This is a genomic window from Paenibacillus sp. USHLN196 (assembly GCF_037144955.1).
GTDB classification, from domain to species: domain Bacteria; phylum Bacillota; class Bacilli; order Paenibacillales; family Paenibacillaceae; genus Paenibacillus; species Paenibacillus xylanexedens_C.
In genome coordinates, this window is record NZ_JBBCYH010000014.1 from 25,211 (window position 1) to 48,414 (window position 23,204).

Below are 23,204 nucleotides of genomic sequence, written 5' to 3' on the forward strand. Positions count from 1 at the left end.
GGATTAAGACTATCTCATCTTGGATGGTATGTAAGACGTTCCAATGATCTAATTCACGAAACGAACGGGCAAGTTATTGTGATAGAATGAGTTAGGTTTGGATGATGAAACGGTGGGGGCTTGGAAAATGAACAAAACGGAGCGGCAGCTTGCGATTACGCTTGAATTGCAGCGAAGAAAGATGCTAAGAGCAGAAGATTTAGCTGCTCAATTTGAGACAAGTGTACGGACGATATATCGAGATATTCAGGCCTTAAGTGAAGCTGGCGTTCCAATTATGGGAGCTCCGGGTCATGGTTATTCCCTCATGGAAGGATATTTCCTGCCCCCGGTAAGCTTCACAGCAGAAGAAGCCGTTTCCCTGCTCATGGGAGCTGATTTTATCGAACAGAGATTGGATACAGAATACGCGCTGGAGGCTAAGTCGGCTCAACGCAAAATTGAAGCGATTTTACCAGAAGCCGTTCGTAACGAATCAACACGTGTTCGGGAAACGATGCGACTGCTTCATACGGTGGAACCTTTAACTAAAGCTAGAGTGAAAACATACCTTAACCAAATACGTAATGCCATTTTGGAACAACGTAAAATCAGCTTTATGTACCTGAAAAAAATGCCAGGAACGGATGGCAATCGGTATAATATGCGTGAGGTTTCACCATACGGACTCTCACTTGTTCAGGAGAATTGGGTGTTAATTGCACGTTGTGATATGCGACAAGACATCCGTCATTTTCGTTTGTCACGGATGACTGAATTTTCCGTGCTGGAGGATCACTTCCTGTTGCCGCCGGATTTTGATCTAAACAGTTATCGACCTCCTGACGACCGTAACGAACAAGTATTAATCCGGGCTAAACCTGAAATCGCTGACAAAGTTATGGAGGCACTTCATTTTTATATGGATGCATTTGAGGAGCAAGAGGAAGGTGTTGTTTTTCATTTTCGTGTCCGCTATCCGGAGGAAATCTTGCATTATTTACTTGGCTGGGGTGGAGATATCGAGGTCTTGGAACCGGAGTCTTTGCGCTTCCGAATGCAGGAAGTAGCCAAAAACATCTTAAAACACTACTGACATACACCTGTCAGTAGTGTTTTTTTATACTTTGATATATCACAGATTAAGAGGAGTGGGTTGAAGGATGAGAAGTACAACGGAAGTATTGAAATCATTTGAAACGGCAGTAGAACGATATTTGGCAGAACTGAAAAATTTGGATCAGTCTAGCTTACATAAAAAACAGAGTGAAGAGGAATGGTCCATTGGACAGATGTATGTACATTTGATTCAATCAGCGCTTTTCTTGCATCTGCATAATATTGAGCAGTGTTTGAGCAGTGAGGATTCGACTCTAAACTTGGGGGAGGAAAAAACAGAACTGGGTAGGCAAGTGTTTGAATTAGGACAATTCCCTCCCGTGCCTGTTAAAGTCCCTGCTTCCCCGCAGTACACCCCGCAACCACCCGAGAGCATGGAGTCCTTGATCGATGGGCTTCACATGGTCGTGGAACGGATGAGGAGTACAGAACCTCTTGTATACCAAGCATCGGTAAATAACAAAATACATCATCCAAGGCTTGGCGCTCTAAACGCTCAGGAGTGGTTTTTGTTGATAGAGATGCACTACAGACATCATTTTTTGCAATTGGATCGATTGAAATCGAATCTGGAAATGTAAACGAGAGAAGGGAATGGGATGTATCCATGAAACCAAATCAGGACAGCAGATATTGGATTGGCGTTGTATCTGCTTCTCATGTAAATGTAGCCGTAGAGGGAGGGTTTGCTCAGTTGTGCCATGGCAAGTCAGCACTTTTGCGACAGATGTCCACGGGTGACTGGTTGATATACTATTCTCCACGCACAGACATATCAACAGGGCAGCCACTTCAGGCTTTTACCGCTATTGGTCAAATTACCGACGATAGGATATACCAATATCAGATGTCGGAATCCTTTATACCCTTTCGCCGAGATCTTCGTTATCTTCCGTGTCGAGAAGTAAAGATCGCAACGTTGTTAGACCAACTCACTTTTACACGCGGGACTCGTAATTGGGGGTTTCCATTTCGTAAAGGTCAATTTGAAATTGGGGTTGAAGACTTCATGATGATAGCTTCCTCCATGTTGGAAGAAGAGACACAGTCACTACTAGATATTAGCTTAAGCCAGAAATGTTAACCAAAGCAAAAGGCCCATAGATTGTCTATGGACCTTTTAATTTTAAGGATAATCATATCCTCCACCATTGATATTACATTTACGAAGACGATGAATGCCCAAGGAAAGACCTTTAATCGCCCCGTATTTCTCAATAGCTTGAATCATATACACGAACAGCTATGATTGCAAAATGGGGTTATACAAGTAAAAGTGGGTTGTATACATGTGGAGTCATATCTTCTTGTGAAAGAACCCGGTCCGTGCTATCCAAATCCGGATGGAGGTCTGTATATGAACCATCAACTGTCACGGTTGTCTGTTATGACTGACGAGCAACTCAATGGAAATATTGCACGCTGCCTAGGGTATATCTAATAAGGATCAAACCCACTTGCTGAAGGGAGATTTACTGGAAATATTTAGAAAAACGAGTGAGAATCTAGTTTTCAAATTCAGCAAGAAATAGATTTGATAGATATGTATCAGTCAGCACGTACAAACCGATAGTTAACATTACACTGAAGCTCCATGAACAAGAGTGGGCATAAGATTATTTTTGAAGTGCAATCTCGTATTTAGTATCCATTCGATAAGCTACCCTGAAATTAGGAGGATGGCTTTCTTTATATCTTATGGATTTGATATTGTGGTATATAAGCAAAATAGTTCGCCGTTGCTGACAAATTGTAACAATTAAATGTAAAATACTAGAATCAATGTATTTAATGAATATTTTTATGTAATATATATATGTTTAAATTAGATTATGTATAAATACATATATTAGCGGTAATTTATCTTAACTTCTTTACCAGAGTTGAATTGATTGTCTACTCCAAAATAGGAGTTAACAATAGTATCTTTAGCTGTTTATTCAAAGCCTCATATGTAGAAAGGAGGATAGTAACTTCGTCTAACTTTTTAATTTGAAGGGAGTTATTCTAAATGAATACTATAAATCACAAATCACTGAAGTACGTACTGGGAACGATCTTAGCAATAGCGCTATTCATGAGTTTCAATCTCTCTGCAAAAGCTGCAGACTCTGAAGTAATAGAGGTCGCTCAAGTACAACAATTACATGAAAAAGCTAAAGATCTTAACCTTATTAAAGTTGTAAGAGGTCTGATCAACATCAATGAAATTGAAGTTAATAAAGAGAAGCTTGGAGTTACAGATGAAAACGTATACCAAGACTATATTAATAGTCTTCAATCAACAAATGTTCTGATTAGAGCGGGCTACTCATATATTGACGATAATAATGACCCTCAGATGGTATCTGATGAAAAAATCGCTAAGTTATCAAGAGAAGAACCAAGCAATTTAATTACTGTTGAACCTTCTAATCCTTCTGATGATATGGTTACACCATATAGCGAAATTCTGGATCTTAAAGGAATGGTTACAGCCAATAGAAACCAACTGACGAGTTACTATTGGAATGTTTTTTATTCTTCCGCTACGACGGGCCAACCCGCATTAGTAGCAACAGCGTCCACAGCAATATGGTTTAAAGCAAAAGTAAATATACGTGGACCTTGGGATTATAAAACCCAACCAGGTTGGGGTGGTGCTCAGAAACAATGGTTGGCCGATACGCACACAGGACGTCGAACAGTAACTACTGAATATATTGGAAATTACAATTATGGGTTCACTGGACAATTTTTATTTCCTTTGCAAATTTTGTTTTATGGTGGTCAGTATGCTAACGGTGATATCTGGACTCCAGAAGATAAAAATGATAGAGCCGCTATACAACAAGGATTCAATGACGCTACAAGATAATTAACAATGGACATAATCTTCGACTAAACTTTATAATATAAAGAAAATGATTCCTGTAAAATTAGGAATCATTTTCTTTATGTATTGAGGGATATGTGTCATCTCATTAAGCAGAAAAGATGTATTAACCGCGAATTTTTATCTATTTAAGGAAAAGGGGGTTCATTTTTAGTGAAAAAAATAAGCTGGTTAGCTTTGTTTTTAGTACTTTTTTTGTCCATTATTTCGATGTATTCACTGTATTCTAACATGAATAATAAATGGTTAGTTATACCACCAAACTACGTGATTCTACTATTTTCAGTTATAGGTTTGGTCCTAAGTTTAATAAGTTTCAAAGATAAATCGAGCAAGTCAGCTAAGGTAAGAAGTTGGATATCCATGCTTCTTTCGGTAGTACTGATCGTTTTACTTTTTGGTGTTTTATCATTTACATCCATGTTTTCGGGTTCAAAAGAATTACTTACGACTACGCATTCACCAGACAAGAACTATACATTAAATTTCTTTAAAACTGACGCTGGTGCCATGGGGTCTTCTGGAGTTATAGGAGAACTAAAAGGACCTCTATGGTTTAAACGAGTATTTTACTATGAGCGAAAGACAGATCAAGTTAAGTTGGAATGGGTTGATAACCACACAATCTCAATTAATGATCAAACTGTAAATTTATTGAATGGAGAAACTGTACGCCGTAACCTTAATTGATTTGTTTAAGCTCAACTTCCAAAATATTTTATAATACGTGAAGATGCTGATTTCATAATAAACTTAAAGCGAGATTCCCTCAGGAGTATCGCTTTTTTTAGTGTTAGAAAGTAGTATCAACACTTTGAATGGTTTAGAGATTAAATGCGAACGTAATACACTGAGTTCCATATTGGATAGTATGGTTAATTCCTCACTAAGTGGATTGTTAAGTACAAAACGGATAATTATATAGCGGATATGAAATGTTAGGCACGTAAAAATCAGAATAAAGCATTAAGAATATATACTGACTAAATTAGAGGAGGGCCAACCTTTGAAGAAAAAAACATTGGTTTCACTACTCACCATACCACTGGTAGCTGCATCTGTGAGTGGCTACATGTACTTGAATGAACCGTCTATAGTTAGTGCTCAAAGCGATGTTGAAAGCGCAGCACTTAAGGCGACCCAGGGTAAGATTGATTACATTAAAGAATCGTTTGAAGACGGATCATATATCGTTCGCTACCGGGACCGTGTGAATTTGACAGAAATCACTGAGGAATACCGTGATAACCAGCTTCATAATAAATTGGTTATTGAAGATGGTGGTAAGAAAATCACTTCGTATGGTCGAGATTTTGAGACAGGAAAATTGGTTGGGAATACTTGGACCATGCCGGACAACATAGCTGCTGAAAATGAGAAGTTGCTACAGATCTCGCTGTTGGAGAATGCTAAAGAAGAATTACAGAGTCAGGATTGGACAGTACTGGAAACTGCGGGCACACAATCGCCTTCTGCTATTGAGAGTAACGAGCAAAATGCTGTTTCGGAGGATAACCTCCACAAGGAAGTTGTAACCATTGATGTAAATACGGGTTTACCGACGAAACGTGTGATTTATCAGAAAGACAAAAACGGTGAAATTGTAACTAGCTCAACCAAGACAGAAGAGTACAAGTACCTGGATTCCATGCCGATGAAGATCCAGAGTTTTGTTCCGGAAGAATCCGTAGAGATTAAAGAAATCCCGGCGCCTGTCATTGAAGATAAGGTGCTTGAAGGTTCATAAGACTTTCTGTTCCATCAACAAGTACAATTAAATAAGCCAGCCAGCCACCGTACTTGAGAGCTGGTTGTCTTATTTCTTATCCGCAGCCGGAATTAACTTGATGGGATTTCAGATTGTTCTACGAGTTTATCAAACAATTGTGGGTCCGTCTTTTTAAAGAATTGAAGTTGTTCTTCAGTTAGTTTGCACATAGTTCCTTTTGGCTGAGTCATTATAAACATTGAAAAGGATAGTTGTTTAGTTGGGAAAAAGGATTTTAGAATTAGGTCCGTTGCTCTCCATAAATAATTAACTGCCATGAAAATTAGAGTATCAGGATCTTCATAACCTCGTAGGGGCTTTACTGTAGCAACCTCATGGTACTCAATCATTTGGTTGGGATTGACGGAATGTGTTTCAAGAGAGAAGGTGGAGTACAATAGATTATACTCTACGTCCATATTGACTTCTTTAGCCACTTATTTAATAGAACTCGCCCCAAATAATTCAAACCAATTAATACGTCTTCTTAAATCACTTTCTTTAATTATAGGCCATCTAACAGGATGGTCTTTGTTGCTATTCAGGTTTGAATTCAAGTGGAAAAGTCAATAAAAGCTCTGTAAGCAACGCTGTACAATCCCTTGAAAACCAGTACAATTGAACCTATAAGAACATGAGATAAAGAGAGGTATTTCTCCATGACCGATACAAGTGGGAATCGCAAAGTTGACGGCTATCTAAAGAAACTCAAAACGTGGAAGGAAGAGTCCACAAAGCTGAGAGAGATTATTCGGGATTTTGAACTGACAGAAGATATGAAATGGATGCACCCTTGTTACATGCTGGGTGGGAAAAACATCGTTTTAATCCATGGATTCAAAGAATACGTGGCCATTTTGTTCTTCAAAGGTGCTCTGCTGAAGGATACACACGGCATTTTGGTCCAGCAAACGGAGAATGTACAGGCAGAACGCCAGCTTCGCTTCACCAGCCTGGAGCAGATTGTGGAACAGGAGGCTTGGATTAAAGCCTATATCCAGCAAGCGATTGAAGTGGAACAGGCCGGATTGCAAGTGGAAATGAAAAAAACTGCCGAATATAGCGTTCCTGAGGAACTTCAACAGCAATTCGATGAGAATCCTGCTTTCCGAGATGCATTTGAAGCACTGACACCTGGACGGCAGCGGGCATATCTCTATTATTTCTCACAACCGAAGCAATCCAAAACAAAAGTGTCACGAATCGAGAAGTACATGCAGCCGATCCTGGAAGGTAAAGGATTGAATGATTAATTTTATAACAATATATTTGAGGGAAATTAAGAGTAAAAGCGAGTTGAGAGCCTTTCAGATATAATCCGAAAGGCTTTTTGCTGTTTTTGCTAAAAGTATAGATAACAGGAGAGTGTCCCATATGATTCGAACTTACCAATACTACGCAATTTTTAATTTTGCTGAGGATGGAATTAATGTTACATTTCCTGATCTGCCTGGATGTATCACCTGTGGCGATTCAGTTGAAGAAGCATTATTGATGGCGAAAGAAGCACTTGAATTATTTTTGGATGGAGAACCTGTTGAAGATATTCCGCCACCTCAAAGAATAATGCCTGAATTATTGAATCCTAAAGATAAAGCATATTTAATTGAAGCAAATATTACGTATGATTGATGAATTCTATATTTACATATCTGAAGCTAAAGCAAAAAGATCGGGATAAATAAGGCAGGAAACAGGTTTAACACTTTGATCTTCGTAATCTTCAAGATGTTTAATCCGGTACAAAGCGCCAGGATGCCACCAATCAGAGTAATTTCGTTCATAATGTTTGTTGTCATGAAGACGGATAAGAAATCAGCTGAGAAGAAGACCAGCACTTCGATGACCAACAGAATGAACGCTGAGAAGATAATGCCGATCCCGAAGGTGGATGCCAGAATCAATGACGTAATACCTGAGAAAATCGTATTGATTTGTAAAAAGGTATTATCCCCCTGTAACGCACTTTGTAGTGGCCCCAGAATCGGGATCGATCCCACACACAACAATGAGATGGCAACCGTTAATCCTTCATTTAAACCATTGGACGAGAATTTGGTCCTGATGTTGGACAAGATGTTCTCGAAATTAATGAGTTGCCCAATTATCCCGCCTATCGTCAGGAAGAAGAACGACGTTAGGTTTATTTTGGTATCAACGAATGATTTCGTCGTCCATTTCGGAACCGTACCCAATGGTATCCACACCACCTTGTAAAGCGACCCTTATTCTTCATGCTTCCCATGGGAAGTTGCTCACCAGTGCCAGATAAGGAGCCCCATGTCCATCCGTACATTTAGGAAAAAACCGGAGACGAGCAGATTGGGTCTGACAAATCATCGTTGTTAATCTCATCCCGCAGCTGCACGTCAGTGTAAAAGAATTCTTCAACACGACGCCTCGTCGTCACACCTGCATGGAGTACGGTCAGTGCGTTTCACTCTTTTTTTTCCGAACTTGGTATCCAATATCCGATCATAGGCACACTGCAACAAGCCTCAAATGGTGGATATGCTTTGCGCTACTTTTTTTGGACTTAGATTAAAATATTTTAAAAAAAGTAAAAAATTATAATAAATAACTCGTTATATACAGTGTGGGTGACATAAATATGGAAGGTTTGGATTGGAGGGAACAAAAAAGATTGCGGTAGATAAGCACACTTTAACAAATTTATTCAATTCTAATGAAATGAGGGGGAAGGTTTAAAATGAAATCTCGAAGAACTTTATTATTCTCCGTATTTGCACTAATATTCACACTCTCTTTTGTGTCACAAGCATATGCTGCTTCTACTAATTTGCCATCATATCCTATTGCAAAGCAAGAGAAGGATGAATGGTGTTGGGCAGCAGTTAGTTCAAGTGTTCTTAAATTCATGGCTAACAAAAATGTCTATCAATGCGATTTCGTTAAGAAAGTGAAGTCAACCAGTTCTTTGCTAATGTATCGGCGTCCACAGTAGAAGCCCAAAGTGGAATGCATGACTATGGAGTATCTTCTAATTATTACTCAGGTAATCTGAATGTTGCCCAAGTAAAAAGTCAGATTGATGGAGGACGCCCCGTGTATGTAAGCTGGAAATGGAATAGTCCTACGGCTCTTATTGGTCATGCAGTTGCTATTTATGGCTATAGTAATACTCCTACCTATACTTATTATATGCATTATCTGGATCCTTGGGATGGTGTGAAAACTTCAATGGAATTCTCGAAATTTAACGGAGGTACGGGAGCAGAAAGAACGTGGAGATGGGGACTTAAAGACTTTTGGCATTATCAATAAGGATTAGCTGAGGAGGTCTATAATCATGAAATATATTAGAATTTTAATGATGATAGGGATAGGTCTAATGGTCAGTTACATTATGGCTCCAAGTAGTTATGCCAGCAATGTACCTGAAGATGTACAGACCTTTGCCAAAGGACAAGGATTGGATGAATTCAAAAAAATGGTATTAGACGATCCTGTGGGATATGGCTATGAGAATGAAGAAGAAGTTAAGTCTGTCACTTTAGGCCCTGGCTTCGAAGTATACTTATTTGACTCTGAGAAATTTGAAAAAGTATCTGACAGTCTGATTGATGTGTCTAAGCCGACAGGAAAGTATGACTTTATTGTGCAATCGGGCGGTGTTGGAAAGTCATTTCTTAGTATAGAACAATTCGAAGGTGAGTTCAGAGTGGTTCTTGCAGGAGGAGATGCCTCCAGGTTGGATGCGTCCTTAAATACGATGACAAAATCCTTATCTACTGACGTAGATACGCTTAATCCGGTATTAATAAAGGACGGAAATATCCGTTATTTGGCCGTGAAGATCAATGGTAAAGAAGTAAATATACCAGATGTACCTACTGAGAAAAAATCACTTATGGGAGGTATGGATAATAATCAGCTATGGGATTCCTCCAAGACGATTGATTTCTTAAAAGATGTGCAATCCCAAGGAGTTGATCCAGAAGTAGACGGTACGGGTGGCTATCCGGTCATTAACTCCGGTACATCTGCGAATAATTATATGAGTATAACAATAATGAGTTTGATCATTGCTTTAGTAGGTTCAATAGTAGTGTACATGTGGGTAAGAAAAAGACAGAGCATGAAATGATTTAAACACCACAGACACTCCATTCAACGAAGAACTCTCCTTCCGTTCACAAAAGTAAGCATGTTGAGGGTTAAATTGAAGTTTTGTTTAACCAAAAGCACCTACGGTTTCAGGGTATCCTCCCTTCGTATGTGCTTTTTTATACTGGGTTTTACATGTTTTTGAAGAGGGTGGTGGAATGATTTTGTTCATTAATATTCACTCCTGAATTTACCAAACTGAGTTTAGAACATCGTCGACTTCTTTGATTCTTGTGACAGATGGTGTTTGAATTAGATTTCCTTTGACCATGACCATAGAGATGTCTGACAAGGCCTCGATATGTTCCAGCGGATTTTGCTCCATGATAATCAGATCAGCCTGTTTCCCGATATCCACCGTCCCTGTAACATCGTCAACACCGAGGATCTTCGCATTGGTTCGGGTCACCATGTCGATGACCTGTTTGTTGTTCAGGTTGGCCTGTCTCATGTAGTGGTCCATCTCTCTCCACATATCATAGTGAGTCACGTAAGGCATGGCGGCATCAGTACCTATACCGATGGTGATGTCGTTTTCGATCGCCTGTTTTACGCCGTTGAGCATGGAATCGTAGACGAGTCTGGAATTCTCTTTTACCGTTGCACTTACCTTCGTTACGCTGGTATCCAGTGAAGCGGATGGATAGGCGGCTTGCAGGGTTGGGATGAGTGCGGTGTAGCCATTCAGGGCATTGGGATTATTTTTATACAAACGAATGATTTCGTCGTCCATCTCCGAACCGTGCTCGATGGTATCGACGCCACCTTGTAACGCAACTCTTACGCCTTCCGTGCTCTCCACATGTGCTGCCACCCGCAAGCCAATCTTATGCGCTTCATCGCAGATCGTTGCAACTTCGTCCACCGTCATCTGTAAACGGCCAGCTTCGCCCACCATTTTCGCATCCGTCACGCCACCCGTCACACAGATTTTGATCAGATCCACGCCGTGTTTCACATTGATCCGTACATTTCTTCGTGCTTCCCAAGGGGAGTCGCCAACCAGAGCCAGGAATGGAGCACCGTGTCCGCCCGTTATACTTATGAAAAACCCGGAGACAAGCAGATTAGGGCCGACAAAGTCACCGTTGTTAATCTCATCCCGCAGCTGGACGTCGGTGTAAAAGAATTCCCCCACACTTCGCATCGTTGTCACACCCGTATGGAGTGCGGTCAGTGCGTTGCGTTTCATGCGTTTTTTCAAAACGTTTCTGCCGAACTTCGTGTTCAATATCCGATCATAGGCAAACTGCAACAAACCTTCACTGACCGAGAGACTAAACGGTTTACCATCTGCAAAGAGGTGCACGTGGGCATTGATCAGTCCTGGCATCACGTATTTCCCTGAGAGATCGATTGTTGTGTAGTGACTAGGGATAAGCAGTTCGTTATCTTGGCCTATATTCTGAATAAGTCCTTGTTCATTGACGAGAATGGTCATGTTTTTTTGCAGATTGCGGCTTGAGTCGCCGTGGATCAGATTGACGTTTTTTAATGCATAAGCGGTGTTCATGTTGTGTTCCTCCTTAGAATGTGGGTGGGGCTATATAAGTTGAAAGAGGTATGTACACTTGCCACTCCGATGACAGAACAACCTTCGGATCGCTGTTATCCCCAGATTTTTTTGATTCCCTCTTAATAGGGGAAATCCGGTGATAAAGGCGAACGCTTCGCTTCCTCTGATTATTTCTGTCCTCTCCGTTATTGTGTAAAGGTAGGTTCAACTTATATAGTTTGGTAATGGTAGATACTTGTTTTAAAAATGAATTATAAATTCATTTTTTGGTCAAAAAAATAGAGCGATTTAATGTTAGATATTTTTTTGCGTGCAAACCAAGTGAAGTTGATCTGATCTGCACGCTTTGTCTAACCAGCATAAATGATGAGAAGGAGCGTTATTCGTTGAGACTCTTCATACCGTACAATCTGTATACATACAACGCTTCAAAGATTTGCTTCCGGCTGTCCTCACTCATATCCCGCTTCAATAGATCCAAATTCATGTCGATCACGTTGTGCGCGAGGATGTTCAGTAAGATCAAATTCTCTTCGGTTCCGATCTCATACCGTTTATATTGGTTCTTCAGATAGGCCTTCTTCGTTTCGATCATCAGCTCAACAAGCTCGTTCTTGGCGTTGGTGTAGATGGTGCCTTTATTCTTTTCGAAGATGATGACGATCTGATTCCGGTATTTACGTAGGACATCCACCTGTTCCTGCAACAGCGCCGACTTTCGCTCGCTATCCGTTTCCTCGAACAAGGTCTGGTTATCAAAGTGAATCGTCTCCACCAGCACATTTGTCAGATAATCCACCAAATCCGGCGGCACGACGGCGTAGAATAGTTCTTTCTTGTTCTTAAAATAAGTATAGATATTGCCCACGGAAATATTGATCTCATCCGCGATATCGCTCATCTTGGCATCCACATAGCCTTTTTCAAAAAAGACCTTGAGCGCCGCGTATTCAATCTCTTTCCTGACTTCGTCTTTCTTTGCTTGCACCATCGGGAACGACTCCTTAATAGTGAATGGGTTATTCGTTATTAGGATAGACCTTTTTGGAGGGGGTGTCAAATGGGGAGGCGCGGGCGAGGAGATACAGAGGTAGTACAAAAAAATGAATCAGAATCTAGAAGTCTTACTCTACGATTTTATAACCTTCATAAGTAGAATGGTGTAATTACCCTTTTTATATCAGGCGTTTATGAATAATTTGAAAGATGAGATAAGGAATATTTTATTCTACGTTGTGAGAATAAACAAAGTATAATAAATTTGAGAGCATTATAATTATTGATCTGTTAATTTGTAGAAGAGGGAGATATTTAATGAATGAAAACCAGAAATTACTCACCTATTTAGGTGCAATTACTGATGCAAAGCACCCAGCAGATTTACTTAACGCATGGTTGAACACGGAGGGATCTTTAAAGAATTATTTTTCTATTGTTTCTCTTCCAGAATATAATAAATCTGTTCTTCCGAACAGTCTTATTGAACTTATTAATGACCCCAATAATGTTTTTGTACCGTACTTTAATTCGGATAATTTATTATTTCTAGATAACCAAATTATAAATGAAATGACGAGTGGGAAATCTGTCAATGTTGAGTTTGACTATTCAATTATGTTTGATTCTAATTTTGCTAGCTATATACATAAGTTTATCAATGGAATAAATTTAGGCTCTTTAACAAATTTAGTTTACGAAATTATTGACAAATTATTAAAAGGAGGATTTAATTATGATTTTTGGTTCTATATAGTTGAGAATTCTAAGAATATTTTAAAAAAAAATGGTGAAGAGAACAGTGATTTATTGGATAATCTTATTAGTTTAGAATTATTTAGAAATATAGACAGTAAAGATTATTTAAATAAGGGGATTTTGAACTATACTATCTCACTAGAAGAAGCTAAAGATAGCGCTAAGTCTCTTATGAATGATGTTTATTTTTCAAATTCTGGAAAAGAATTTTGCGATAATATAGTTTTGCAACAGAAGGCATGTTTATTATTATTAATTGGCATTCTAAAAATCGAGTTTGGGAGCAAAATGGGAGTCAAGAAAAAGATGAATCAATATTTTCAGTATATAGACGAAACAGTTGGAGTGTACATGGATAGAGAGTCGATTGTAGCGCATAAGTATTTTGAGGATCGTAAGAATGTTAAAATGTTATTAAGTATAAATAAAGGTGGTAAACAAAATTCGTTATTTGAGAAACTGAATAACATAGCATGGGATTTCATAATACCTAGGTTTATGGAAAGAATGTTGAGGGCAGGGCAAGGAAGAGGACTTATCCCAATTTTTTTATCGTTTGATGTAAAACTGATAGAGTTATTGAATATGTATTCTGTCAAAGGTGTAGTTTTTAATATGGAAGGACCTGAGTTTATCCCTGTACCAAATACAAACTCCTATGAATATTACCAAAATCACGGTATGAAACTTGATTTTGAACATTTTCAAGATAGAATAAATTTTGAGAATAGAAGACAAGTTTTCTTGGAGAATTGTCACAATGAATTCTCAATTATAGATAAGGAATTTGAGGAATTATTATCTATTATGGAGAACTAACTTTGTCTTTGAATAAGTTTAAAGATAACGACTGAAATCTAGCCTCATATGCGACCTCATGTGTTTCATGATAGGTTTCGACTAGATATTTAAAGAAATGATACGCCTAAACGTACCACCTTCCTGATCTTGATGTGTTACCCTCTCCTTAACAAAGGGGTGGTGACATGACAAGTACCAACAGCGAAGAACTCTCTTCGGAGTACGCACAACTCATCGAACAAGAAAATGATTACGTCGACCAACTGGTTACCTGCAACAAACTCATCCTAGACGCAATGGGCATCATCGCGAAGCAGGCAGGTGTGCTAGACATGGACACGGTGAAACAAGCAGCATATCACCTTCATGCCATGGAACAGGATTTGAATCGAAAGTTATTTGAAGTCCGACTGGAGAAGAGCATCTTGGCAAATCAAATGAGCCAGTCTACATAAAACCACCTTAACTAAAGGACAGTGCAGGATCACAAAAGATGATCTTGCACTGTCTTTTTGCCTTCCCATCCAAACGTTTTTCGCTCTCAATTAAGCATTGACTTTCCTCCCAAATCCCCCTACACTTCAATTATTAAAATACTTTTAAAAACATTCATTGAATGGTTCGAAATGAACGAAAGGAGGCATACAACTAACCATGTTACCCACATCACACAACACCCAACAGGTGAAGCGCATTAACGTTGAACTTGTGAAGAATACGCTCCGATCAATGGGCGTAGGCACCAAGGCTTCCATTGCAAACCTAACAAAACTCAGCGTAGCGACATGCGGCACGATCCTTAACGAATTACTCCAAACTGGTGAGATTATTGATCTGGGCCCGGATGAATCGAGTGGGGGAAGACCGGCGAGTCGATATCAATTCAATGCGGACTACGCCAGTGTACTGTGCCTGATTATTCGAACGGAGGGCGGCATTCACTCGATCACACATACATATGCCAATCTGAACGGAGAGATGGCGGACGAACAGACACTCATTTTGGATGAGATCAATGTCCCGGTGGTAGAGGATCTAATTGCAAACCTGATCGAACAACACCACAATGTGCAGGCGATTGGTATCGGTATACCTGGTGTAGCACACAACGGTGTTATTGGCATTTGTGACGTACCCGAACTGGCGGGTCAACCTTTAGGGCTAAGGCTCAAGGAGCAATATGATGACGTGGAAGTGGTCATTGGCAATGACATGAATCTGACGGTGTACGGACTATATAACCAGCAGCAATTTGAAGAAGAGAAGAATTTCGCAGTCGTGACATTTCCCGAGAACCATTTTCCGGGTGCGGGCTTTATCATTGATGGTCGTCCGCTGACGGGGAATACGCAATTTGGAGGTGAGGTGTCCTTCTTACCTTTTGGCGTGTCACGAGAAGAGCAGCTGCGCATGTTGAAAACGACTGAAGGGTTGCAGGAACTGGTGGTACAGACGCTGGCATCCATTATTGCGATCATTAACCCGGCGACGATTGTGGTTACAGGGGATACGATGGACCCGGCCATGCGGGATGGTCTGACGCAAGGTTGTCTGGATCGAATGATTCCACTGGAGCATATGCCTGAGTTGATTATCCAGAGAGACACCCGACGCGAATATGTGACTGGGCTGGTCGCGGTGACGCTGGAGAGCCTGACCTATCGAATCCAGGTGATTGAGAAGCAGTGGTAGCAACTACTTTTATGAAGTTAAACAACATATTTTACACGATAACGGAGAGTACAGAACCAATCTGAAGAACGCCTTTATCACCGGATTTTCCCTTTAGGACAGGGGGTCAGAAAAATCTGGGGATAACAGCGGTCGGAAGATGGTACTGCAATCGTAGTTATGAAGTGTAACCATTTTTCTGAACACAATGGAGGAACTTATTTTGAATGAGCAAGCAGGTACACAAGGGAACAAACGAAAGTTTAACAAGCTGTACGCGATGCAGCTGGCAACGATCTTTCTTGGATTTATCGTATTTGGCATATCGGAAAATATTAAGGGACCAGCCATTCCGCGCATTCAATTCGACTTCAATCTGGATGAGAAACAGCTCGGGACGTTATTGTCCCTGAATGCACTGGGGTACCTCATCGCCTGCTCCTTCACGGCTATTCTGGTTCGCAAATGGGGCATCAAGGCGGTTAGCATCATATCGTTTGCATCGATGATCCTATCGGGTGTGTTCATTTATGTGTCTCATACTTATCCACTCTTTGCTTCATCGTACTTCTTCATGTACATCGGTAACGGCATGCTGGAGATTGCTTTGGCGATTCTGGGTGCAAGGATCTTTGTGAAAAACACAGGTACGATGATGAACCTGTCCCATTTCTTCTATGGACTGAGCTCAACAGTGGCGCCTTTATTGGCGACAGGTGTTATGTCTTTGCACGTGTTCGGACACGAACTGGACTGGCGCGGTATGTATCTGGTGATGTTATCACTCTGTCTGCTGCCGATCATTGCGGCGCTGCGCAGCAAATTTCCGGGGGATGATCTTCCTCATGAAGATCGGACATCACTCAAGACGTTAACACGTGATCCAGCCATCTGGCTGATGGTGCTTATTCTTTCTTTTGGCGTGGTATCGGAACTGGCGGTTGGGGGCTGGCTTGTTAACTTTCTGGAGAAAGCCTACACGTGGGACACGGTCAAAGCATCTGGGCTACTGTCTGCGTTCTTCCTCAGTTTTTCGCTGGGACGCCTGCTGCTTGGTCCATTGACGGACCGGATCGGATTCGTGCTGTCGCTAATTCTGTTTTCCGCTTTCTCGGCGGTATGTACATTCCTGGCGATTGGGGGCGGGGAGGGACTTGCGTTCTTCTTTGCTGTATCGGGGGCAGGTATTGCAATGATCTATCCGACGGTAATGGCGTTTATCGCACGCAGATATCCGAACGGCAGTGACACCGCGATTACGTTCACGGTTACTCTGATGGGGGTTGGTAGTGTCATCGGTAACTATGTGATTGGCTGGGTCATTGAAGGTGTGAAGAATATGTACGGTCCAACCACTCAGTTGGGACTGCTGCGCGGACTTCAGGCGGGATATGGATTCATCGGTCTATGTGCTGTGATCTGTGCGGCATCGGGAGTAGTGTTGTATGTGTATTTGAAAAAAAGGCAGGAATTGATTTAGAAATCAATTAAATTATAAAGCCCCACTTATCCTCAGGATCGGTGGGGATTTTCATATGAATAACCAAGTAGATTAGTACGGATATCACCTGTCGCAGTATCTTCAACAAATCATAACCACGGGCCATGTAGAGTAAGTTTTTTTTCATCATATACCAGCTACTCTACTATACAGCCCGCATTTCCTCAGGCAAGCCTATGACTTGTTTAAAGCCACTCTTCTTTTCCAACGCTTCAAAAGCACATACAATCCAAAAGCGCCTAAGAAAATCACCGCTGCCGGAACGATATAAGGTTTAACAATCTCATCCACATGCTCCCATTGAGAGCCTAATTTGAAGCCTAAGTAGATGTACAATGAGGTGATCGGAAGCATGGCCAAGAATGTAAAGATACTGAATTTAAACACATTCATCTTCGCCATACCACAAGGGATGGAGATCACGGTCCGAATGCCGGGTACAAAACGTCCATAGAAAGCTACCCCGCTGCCATATTTCTCGAAGAACTTATCGGAAGCATCCAGATGGTGGGGGCGAATCAAGAAATACTTGCCGTATTTTTCGACCATCGGTCTGCCGCCGTATCGTCCCAGGGCATACAACGTGAGAGGTCCAAACGTTCCGCCTACGGTACCAGCGAGTATAGCCAGCCAAAGCTTCATATCCCCAAGATACACCCAGTATCCTGCCATGGGCAGCACAAGTTCAGCGGGTACAAATTCAAACGACAAGGCAATGACCAGACCTGCGTAAGACAAATCTTTAAAAAAGAGTATAAATTGCGTAATCCACTCCGTCATGCTTTCCCTCCAAGAATCTATCTATTTTTATATAAAAGAAACACTCCTGTACAAAGAGTAACAATAGCGAATAGAGCTTGTCAAAGTTCACATGAAAGGTCTTTTCGGTAGATGTTTCATTTATATGTTTACCTGTACATAAGGTTTGACATGGATTCAACGGATGGCTAATACAGAACTTCGTACGGAAGCAAGGATATAACTCTCTGAAAATGTTTCCAAATATAGTATGATAAGACTATCACTAGCTTCTTCACCATCCTATACATAAAGAGAAGGAGATCAGAGCATGACCGTAACTTCGATTATCGAACAAATTCATATTATTGAATACGATCCCTCTTACGCTGCCGCACTCGCGGATATGTGGAACCGTAGTAATGAAAGCTGGGGAGGTGGAACCAACCTAAGAACTGAGGAAACGGTTCGCCGGGAGATGGAGAATTCGTCCAATCTTCATGCATTTCTAGCTGTTCATGGGAAAGAGGTGGTTGGTTTTTGCAGTTTCGCCCACTACCGCTATGACGAGAAAGCCCTATATGTACCGCTGCTTAACGTTCGCCCCGACTATCACGGGTACAAGGTCGGACGCAACCTGATCCTGAATGCAGTGCGCAAGACCGTAGAGGCCGGATGGCCCCGCCTGGATCTGTTCACGTGGGCAGGGAATACGAAGGCTGTACCGATGTATAAGAAATGTGGATTCTTCTGGGAGAAAAAAGATGAACATGTGCATCTGATGAATTTCATCCCCACGATCTTGCAGACCGAAGCACTTGCTCCTTATTTTGAGGAGTTAGATTGGTATGCAGACAGCACGCGTGAACTCGTCACCGAGCCGGATGGCCGAGGGGAACGTGGTTTTGATTTCTTTGACTATACGTGGAAAAAGGGAGATGTCTCCCTGCGAGCTGAATTTGAAAAGTCGGGTCGCGGGCTGACTGCCCTTGAAACACCGGATTACGAAATCTCAACAGAAGTCGACGATCATGATCTGGTATTCGGTTCCAGCTATAAGGTTCGCTATCGCATCAAGAACACTTCCGCGTCCGAACTGGCGGTTGAGATCAAGGGTGAGGATAACCAAAACATTCGATTTGCGCTGGACGCTGCACGAGCAGTTGCTCCGGGAGAAACAATCATCGTGGAAGGCGAGTTTCACCTTGATCCGATTACAGAGGAACAGAATAACAATAAGACGCATCCCGTTGTTGCCAGCACCTGGTTAATCGGCGGTAAGAAAGCGGAGTTCAGGTCGGGGATCGCCCCGAAATTCCCAGCCAAGATCAAGACCGTCTTGCCCGTGAAAGAGCTCTATCCAGGCATCCCGGCGGAATTATATCTGAACGTGGAAAATAATGTGGATGCAGAAACGGAGTTCAGCTTGGACCTGCCTGAGGATGAATTCCTTGAATGGACGGAGCGTTCGGTGCGCTTTACGGTACCTGCCAAAGGTAAAGTGTCTGTGCCTGTGCCATTCACCTTGCGTTCGTATGGTCTCTATTCCCAAGAAGTAGAAGTGAAGGCTGTCCCAGTGGGGAACTCAGCGATCTCTTTTACAAGCAAACTTTCTGCACTGATGAAGGGAATCGAAGGGAAGTATGGCGGGCAGATTGAGGATCAATGGGTGGCTGTCAACGGCGCATTCTCGCTCCATATGAACAAGCATGATAATGTCATGTGGATTGAATATCCCGGTTCCCGTCATTCATTCTGGTGGACTTATCCGAAGCTGGGTAAGCCGTTTGCCGAAGAGTTATCCAAGAAACAAGCAAAAGAAGTGAAGATCTATCCTGAAGGGGAACGTCAGGTTCTTGAAGCACTGTATGACTCGGAGGATTTCCCTGGCTTGCAGATCAAGTCTGTGGTCAAGCTGTCTGCGAATGGAATCGCTGAATTCCACCACGAGGTTGAGAATACACGAGACACCGCCTGGGAAGAAGACCTGTTTCTGATGAATAACTTCGGTTTCTACGGAAATGGGCTAATTCTTCCGTACCAAGACCGTTTTGTGGATATGGGTGATGATTATGCAGGTGATCCGAACCATTGGGATAGTGCGCAGATTACGGAGAACTGGCTGTTTTGCAAGGAAGAGTATGGCGCGTGCGGCATCTATTGGGACCCTTCCCTGAAGCTGATTCGTCCGGAGTACACGCTGGGGTTGCAGCATGAGCTTGGACGTTTGGAGGCAGGCGCTGTAGCACGAACCAAGGAAACGGTGTTTGCCCTGAACACGTTTGCCAAATGGTCGGATTTCCGTGCGTTTGCCCGGAAACAGCGTAACCCAATTATTCCGTTGCTGGACAGTCATCTGGATCTGACATTGGGTGAGGGGAATCCATTTGCGCCGGATGTGCTACAAGCAGCTTTGACTGAACACAAACTGGTTCCGCTTGCGGGCAAGCTGGAGCTGTATGTACAGCAGGGTGGCGGACCGGAGGTTATGGCAATTGCTAAGGAATTCAATCCGGAGCAGAATCTTAACTCCGCGAAGCTGACATTTTCACCAGACGAAGCGGATCACCATGACCAACACGTGAGTGGTTGGAAAGTTCGTGGGGTATACCGGGGTGAAGATCGGATTCAGGAGCGAACGGCCCTTTGGTTCCCGCAGAGCGGAACAGAGGTTAAGCAAATGCTTGAAGAAGGTTCATCTGGACCCTTGTATACCGTAGACAATGGAGTATTGTCGATCGCCGTTGCTCCTGAATTCGGGAGTGTAGTACACTCTCTGAAATATGCAGGAGAAGAATGGTTGGATAGCTCGTATCCTGAACCGGCTCCACGCTCGTGGTGGAATCCGTGGTATGGCGGGCTGGGTGTTGGGGTTCCAGGCATGAATGGTTTCAGCCGCCAGTTGGAACAGAGGGCCGCTTCCTGGACAGAGCAGAAGGATCAATACGGCAACGTCTGGAAGGGTGTAAAACTGACCACCCGGATTGAGAAGCATGAAGCGAATCGGGGAATCACGATCCACCAGCATTATCTGATGCTGCGGGGTGTCCCTGTACTCTGCACGCTGCTTGCCGTGACAAACGAGAGCGGCCTGACGTTGACGAATTACTCGCTTGCGGAGGAACGTTTCCTCCAGCCTTCATCTGTATTTGCAGAAGGTTGGATAGAGCAACCGGGTAAAGATCGATTCCCGCTAGGCAAGGTGGATGTGGGCCTGCCACTTGAAGACCTTTTGCGAGTAGGATCGGTTTCGCGTGAGAACATGCTGCATGCGGTCCATCGTTACCCGAATCAGAGTGCGTGGGGGTTTGCCAACAATCAGGTGACGGGTCTGAACGTGAATCATCATCTGACACTCTATCACGGGGAAACGGTCTGGACGGAGCCAACATATCTTGTCCTGGGGCCAATCCCGCTGAGTTCAGCGGATGTGCATGACCTTCTCAAACTGAATTTTGCAACTTCTACCGATGAAAAGGAGGCTTCACATGCCGATCATTGATATTCACATTCATCTGTCGGACATCGACAGCTTTCACCGAACAGCGATCGATCTGTCTAAAGTGGATTACTCTGCCGCTGGTCTTAAAGCGGAGTTTGATAAGAACGATGTCATTCTGGGTATCGGAATGGGGGTTACGGAGCAGACGAAGGGAGCGTTCCCGGATTCCAGTTCTCCTAACCCGATGGGACTTGACCTGGAAGAGAAGGTTCCGTCATTCCTCATGGAGTGTGTGGGGATCAATCCCAATGCGCTAGATGGTAAACACGCTCAGGACGAGCTTGACCGGATTGAAGCTAGACTGCAATCCCCTGAGGTAGCCGGAATCAAACTCTATGCCGGATACTATCATCACTATGTGTATGACAAAATCTATACCCCGGTCTATGAACTCGCAGCCAAGTATAACTTGCCTGTTGTCATCCATACGGGAGACACGTATTCCATGAACGGGTTGCTCAAATATTCGCATCCACTGACGGTGGATGAATTGGCTTTTCAGCAGCGAGGTGTGAACTTCATGATTTGTCATCTGGGTGATCCTTGGGTGATGGATGCAGCTGAAGTGGTGGCGAAGAATCCTAACGTGTATGCGGATTTGTCTGGTCTTGTGGTGGGGGATCGGCCTCATTTTGAACGGTTCATGAACGAGCCTTTATTCATGGATCATTTCCGCCGGGCCTTGGTCTATTCGGATCATTACGAGAAAATGCTGTTCGGCACCGACTGGCCGCTTGCGCCCATCGATCTGTATGCTGAATTTGTCCGCCGGCTTGTACCGGAACAACATCATGATAAGGTGTTCTACGAGAATGCTTTTGGGCTGTTTCCGCGCATTGGGCAGCGAATCGCGGAGCTGGGCTAGGGAAAAGATCCAAAAAGTCATCGATAAGTATATCCATGCTCTGGATGCGATGTTCACTCTGAATCATCTATATCAAATAAGCTTCTGCCACTCGTGCTGGCAGGAGCTTTTTTATGAATGGACGGTTATCCGCAGAGCATCATTGTGGATTGGAACGTGGGATATGTATTGTCGCGGGGCATTATCCCGATAGGCGTTCCAGTCCTCGTTCTATAGGGCGAGGATTTCTTTTTTCGGATTTTCGGAACATATGGTTGTTGAGTCATATTGATGTTAATAGTATAATTCGGGTAATCGGTAATGGATGAATTCCGTGAATGTAAATTGAGGATTAAATGGATGGGGGGAACTAATGGATGAATGACAAAACGGAAAACCCCAGTGATGGCTTGGAACCTCGCGACCACACGGATCGACCCGTGCGCGCCGACGCACAGCGCAACATTAATGCATTGCTCCAGTCCGCAATGACGGTGTTCGCGACCTCGGGAGTGGACGCTCCAGTGCGGGAGATTGCGGAGAAGGCTGGTGTCGGTGTGGGCACCCTTTATCGTCATTTTCCACAGCGCTCGGATCTGATCGAGGCCGTATTCCGGCAGGAGGTCGATGCCTGTGCAGATGCGGCGGAGGAGCTGTCTGCCCAGTATGAACCCGGTGAGGCCCTGGCGCGATGGATGCAGCGATACGTGGACTTCATAGCGGCCAAGCGTGGACTCGCGGCGGCGCTGCATTCGGGCAACCCGGCATATGAGACCCTGCCTGCTTACTTTGATAAGCGGCTGAATCCTGCGCTGCGAACCTTGCTTGAAACTGCTGCTGCTGCGGGTGAGGTGCGTGCTGATGTTGAACCGGATGACTTGCTACGAGCAGTAGCGAGCCTCTCTGCGGCGGGACATAAGAGCAATCCCATGCAGGCTCGGCAGATGGTTGCTCTGCTCGTAGATGGGCTGCGCTATCGTGCGACTCTGTAAGCGAGTGACTGCTCT

General features: G+C 43.0%; 22 protein-coding genes. 17 read left to right on the plus strand and 5 right to left on the minus strand.

Features of this window, described 5'->3' with window-relative positions; translation table 11 throughout:
• Nucleotides 1-127 precede the first annotated feature (127 nt).
• The 3 genes from WFI24_RS26875 (at nucleotide 128) to WFI24_RS26885 (ending at nucleotide 2,182) form a co-directional block, all read left to right on the plus strand.
• The gene (locus tag WFI24_RS26875; protein WP_336765027.1) at nucleotides 128-1,075 is read left to right on the plus strand and encodes a helix-turn-helix transcriptional regulator; all 948 of its coding nucleotides are present in this window, start codon (nucleotides 128-130) and stop codon (nucleotides 1,073-1,075) included.
• 67 nt (nucleotides 1,076-1,142) lie between these two features.
• Nucleotides 1,143-1,679 carry a DinB family protein gene (locus tag WFI24_RS26880; RefSeq protein WP_336765028.1) on the plus strand — a complete coding sequence of 179 codons (537 nt, stop codon included), beginning with the start codon at nucleotides 1,143-1,145 and terminating at the stop codon, nucleotides 1,677-1,679.
• A 26-nt stretch (nucleotides 1,680-1,705) separates the two neighbouring features.
• Entirely contained in the window at nucleotides 1,706-2,182 is a 477-nt protein-coding gene (locus tag WFI24_RS26885) for an EVE domain-containing protein (protein WP_336765029.1), read from the plus strand.
• A gap of 42 nt (nucleotides 2,183-2,224) precedes the next feature.
• Here the strand turns inward: WFI24_RS26885 and yidD are convergent, their stop codons facing one another.
• Entirely contained in the window at nucleotides 2,225-2,329 is a 105-nt protein-coding gene (yidD, locus tag WFI24_RS34585) for a membrane protein insertion efficiency factor YidD (protein WP_442956269.1), read from the minus strand.
• A 780-nt stretch (nucleotides 2,330-3,109) separates the two neighbouring features.
• On the opposite strand from yidD, the gene WFI24_RS26890 reads away from it, so the two are divergent.
• The 5 genes from WFI24_RS26890 (at nucleotide 3,110) to WFI24_RS26910 (ending at nucleotide 7,373) form a co-directional block, all read left to right on the plus strand.
• A complete protein-coding gene (locus WFI24_RS26890; RefSeq protein WP_221824605.1) occupies nucleotides 3,110-3,955 on the plus strand; it encodes a polymorphic toxin type 44 domain-containing protein in 846 nt (281 codons plus the stop codon).
• Between the two features lie 171 nt (nucleotides 3,956-4,126).
• Entirely contained in the window at nucleotides 4,127-4,663 is a 537-nt protein-coding gene (locus tag WFI24_RS26895) for a DUF5412 family protein (RefSeq protein ID WP_221824603.1), read from the plus strand.
• Nucleotides 4,664-4,979: 316 nt separating this feature from the next.
• Nucleotides 4,980-5,720 carry a hypothetical protein gene (locus WFI24_RS26900; protein ID WP_336765030.1) on the plus strand — a complete coding sequence of 247 codons (741 nt, stop codon included), beginning with the start codon at nucleotides 4,980-4,982 and terminating at the stop codon, nucleotides 5,718-5,720.
• 680 nt (nucleotides 5,721-6,400) lie between these two features.
• Nucleotides 6,401-6,994, plus strand: coding sequence for a YdeI/OmpD-associated family protein (locus WFI24_RS26905; RefSeq protein WP_336765031.1), 594 nt, complete (start codon nucleotides 6,401-6,403; stop codon nucleotides 6,992-6,994).
• Between the two features lie 121 nt (nucleotides 6,995-7,115).
• The gene (locus WFI24_RS26910; protein ID WP_336765032.1) at nucleotides 7,116-7,373 is read left to right on the plus strand and encodes a type II toxin-antitoxin system HicB family antitoxin; all 258 of its coding nucleotides are present in this window, start codon (nucleotides 7,116-7,118) and stop codon (nucleotides 7,371-7,373) included.
• A gap of 26 nt (nucleotides 7,374-7,399) precedes the next feature.
• Here WFI24_RS26910 and WFI24_RS26915 read toward each other — a convergent pair whose 3' ends face one another.
• Complete coding sequence (locus WFI24_RS26915; protein ID WP_336765033.1) at nucleotides 7,400-7,936, minus strand: DUF554 family protein; 537 nt, start codon at nucleotides 7,934-7,936, stop codon at nucleotides 7,400-7,402.
• A gap of 784 nt (nucleotides 7,937-8,720) precedes the next feature.
• Here WFI24_RS26915 and WFI24_RS26920 point away from each other — a divergent pair.
• Complete coding sequence (locus WFI24_RS26920; protein ID WP_336765034.1) at nucleotides 8,721-9,026, plus strand: papain-like cysteine protease family protein; 306 nt, start codon at nucleotides 8,721-8,723, stop codon at nucleotides 9,024-9,026.
• A gap of 25 nt (nucleotides 9,027-9,051) precedes the next feature.
• Nucleotides 9,052-9,849 (plus strand): hypothetical protein, encoded by a 798-nt coding sequence (locus WFI24_RS26925; protein WP_336765035.1) that lies wholly within the window; start codon nucleotides 9,052-9,054, stop codon nucleotides 9,847-9,849.
• Nucleotides 9,850-10,059: 210 nt separating this feature from the next.
• On the opposite strand, the gene WFI24_RS26930 is transcribed toward WFI24_RS26925, so the two are convergent.
• Together WFI24_RS26930 and WFI24_RS26935 are read right to left on the minus strand one after the other, a co-directional pair.
• The gene (locus WFI24_RS26930) at nucleotides 10,060-11,382 is read right to left on the minus strand and encodes an amidohydrolase family protein (RefSeq protein WP_336765036.1); all 1,323 of its coding nucleotides are present in this window, start codon (nucleotides 11,380-11,382) and stop codon (nucleotides 10,060-10,062) included.
• Nucleotides 11,383-11,764: 382 nt separating this feature from the next.
• Nucleotides 11,765-12,376 carry a TetR/AcrR family transcriptional regulator gene (locus tag WFI24_RS26935; RefSeq protein WP_336765037.1) on the minus strand — a complete coding sequence of 204 codons (612 nt, stop codon included), beginning with the start codon at nucleotides 12,374-12,376 and terminating at the stop codon, nucleotides 11,765-11,767.
• 323 nt (nucleotides 12,377-12,699) lie between these two features.
• Between WFI24_RS26935 and WFI24_RS26940 the strand changes: the two genes are divergently transcribed.
• The 4 genes from WFI24_RS26940 to WFI24_RS26955 all read left to right on the plus strand — a co-directional run bounded on the left by WFI24_RS26940 (nucleotide 12,700) and on the right by WFI24_RS26955 (nucleotide 17,092).
• Entirely contained in the window at nucleotides 12,700-13,959 is a 1,260-nt protein-coding gene (locus WFI24_RS26940; RefSeq protein ID WP_336765038.1) for a hypothetical protein, read from the plus strand.
• Between the two features lie 167 nt (nucleotides 13,960-14,126).
• The gene (locus tag WFI24_RS26945; RefSeq protein WP_336765039.1) at nucleotides 14,127-14,396 is read left to right on the plus strand and encodes a hypothetical protein; all 270 of its coding nucleotides are present in this window, start codon (nucleotides 14,127-14,129) and stop codon (nucleotides 14,394-14,396) included.
• A gap of 199 nt (nucleotides 14,397-14,595) precedes the next feature.
• Nucleotides 14,596-15,633: an ROK family protein gene (locus tag WFI24_RS26950; protein WP_336765040.1), complete on the plus strand. Its 1,038-nt coding sequence runs from the start codon at nucleotides 14,596-14,598 to the stop codon at nucleotides 15,631-15,633.
• Between the two features lie 259 nt (nucleotides 15,634-15,892).
• Entirely contained in the window at nucleotides 15,893-17,092 is a 1,200-nt protein-coding gene (locus WFI24_RS26955) for an MFS transporter (RefSeq protein WP_336765135.1), read from the plus strand.
• 195 nt (nucleotides 17,093-17,287) lie between these two features.
• On the opposite strand, the gene WFI24_RS26960 is transcribed toward WFI24_RS26955, so the two are convergent.
• Nucleotides 17,288-17,893, minus strand: a complete 606-nt coding sequence (locus tag WFI24_RS26960) for a DedA family protein (protein WP_336765041.1) — start codon at nucleotides 17,891-17,893, stop codon at nucleotides 17,288-17,290.
• A 289-nt stretch (nucleotides 17,894-18,182) separates the two neighbouring features.
• Between WFI24_RS26960 and WFI24_RS26965 the strand changes: the two genes are divergently transcribed.
• The 3 genes from WFI24_RS26965 (at nucleotide 18,183) to WFI24_RS26975 (ending at nucleotide 23,189) form a co-directional block, all read left to right on the plus strand.
• Complete coding sequence (locus WFI24_RS26965; protein ID WP_336765042.1) at nucleotides 18,183-21,353, plus strand: GNAT family N-acetyltransferase; 3,171 nt, start codon at nucleotides 18,183-18,185, stop codon at nucleotides 21,351-21,353.
• Nucleotides 21,340-22,218, plus strand: coding sequence for an amidohydrolase family protein (locus WFI24_RS26970; RefSeq protein WP_336765043.1), 879 nt, complete (start codon nucleotides 21,340-21,342; stop codon nucleotides 22,216-22,218). The genes WFI24_RS26965 and WFI24_RS26970 overlap by 14 nt, the downstream gene beginning before the upstream one ends.
• A gap of 356 nt (nucleotides 22,219-22,574) precedes the next feature.
• Complete coding sequence (locus WFI24_RS26975) at nucleotides 22,575-23,189, plus strand: TetR/AcrR family transcriptional regulator (protein ID WP_336765044.1); 615 nt, start codon at nucleotides 22,575-22,577, stop codon at nucleotides 23,187-23,189.
• The last annotated feature ends 15 nt before the right edge of the window (nucleotides 23,190-23,204 follow it).

Bases quoted from the DNA above. Each gene is read 5' to 3' on its own strand.
- WFI24_RS26965 (WP_336765042.1), top strand. From the start codon at position 18,183: ATGACCGTAACTTCGATTATCGAACAAATTCATATTATTGAATACGAT.
- WFI24_RS26925 (WP_336765035.1), top strand. From the start codon at position 9,052: ATGAAATATATTAGAATTTTAATGATGATAGGGATAGGTCTAATGGTC.
- yidD (WP_442956269.1), bottom strand. From the start codon at position 2,329: ATGATTCAAGCTATTGAGAAATACGGGGCGATTAAAGGTCTTTCCTTG.
- WFI24_RS26940 (WP_336765038.1), top strand. From the start codon at position 12,700: ATGAATGAAAACCAGAAATTACTCACCTATTTAGGTGCAATTACTGAT.
- WFI24_RS26875 (WP_336765027.1), top strand. From the start codon at position 128: ATGAACAAAACGGAGCGGCAGCTTGCGATTACGCTTGAATTGCAGCGA.
- WFI24_RS26885 (WP_336765029.1), top strand. From the start codon at position 1,706: ATGAAACCAAATCAGGACAGCAGATATTGGATTGGCGTTGTATCTGCT.
- WFI24_RS26955 (WP_336765135.1), top strand. From the start codon at position 15,893: ATGCAGCTGGCAACGATCTTTCTTGGATTTATCGTATTTGGCATATCG.
- WFI24_RS26910 (WP_336765032.1), top strand. From the start codon at position 7,116: ATGATTCGAACTTACCAATACTACGCAATTTTTAATTTTGCTGAGGAT.
- WFI24_RS26930 (WP_336765036.1), bottom strand. From the start codon at position 11,382: ATGAACACCGCTTATGCATTAAAAAACGTCAATCTGATCCACGGCGAC.
- WFI24_RS26935 (WP_336765037.1), bottom strand. From the start codon at position 12,376: ATGGTGCAAGCAAAGAAAGACGAAGTCAGGAAAGAGATTGAATACGCG.
- WFI24_RS26950 (WP_336765040.1), top strand. From the start codon at position 14,596: ATGTTACCCACATCACACAACACCCAACAGGTGAAGCGCATTAACGTT.
- WFI24_RS26880 (WP_336765028.1), top strand. From the start codon at position 1,143: ATGAGAAGTACAACGGAAGTATTGAAATCATTTGAAACGGCAGTAGAA.
- WFI24_RS26920 (WP_336765034.1), top strand. From the start codon at position 8,721: ATGCATGACTATGGAGTATCTTCTAATTATTACTCAGGTAATCTGAAT.
- WFI24_RS26945 (WP_336765039.1), top strand. From the start codon at position 14,127: ATGACAAGTACCAACAGCGAAGAACTCTCTTCGGAGTACGCACAACTC.
- WFI24_RS26890 (WP_221824605.1), top strand. From the start codon at position 3,110: ATGAATACTATAAATCACAAATCACTGAAGTACGTACTGGGAACGATC.
- WFI24_RS26975 (WP_336765044.1), top strand. From the start codon at position 22,575: ATGAATGACAAAACGGAAAACCCCAGTGATGGCTTGGAACCTCGCGAC.
- WFI24_RS26960 (WP_336765041.1), bottom strand. From the start codon at position 17,893: ATGACGGAGTGGATTACGCAATTTATACTCTTTTTTAAAGATTTGTCT.
- WFI24_RS26970 (WP_336765043.1), top strand. From the start codon at position 21,340: ATGCCGATCATTGATATTCACATTCATCTGTCGGACATCGACAGCTTT.
- WFI24_RS26905 (WP_336765031.1), top strand. From the start codon at position 6,401: ATGACCGATACAAGTGGGAATCGCAAAGTTGACGGCTATCTAAAGAAA.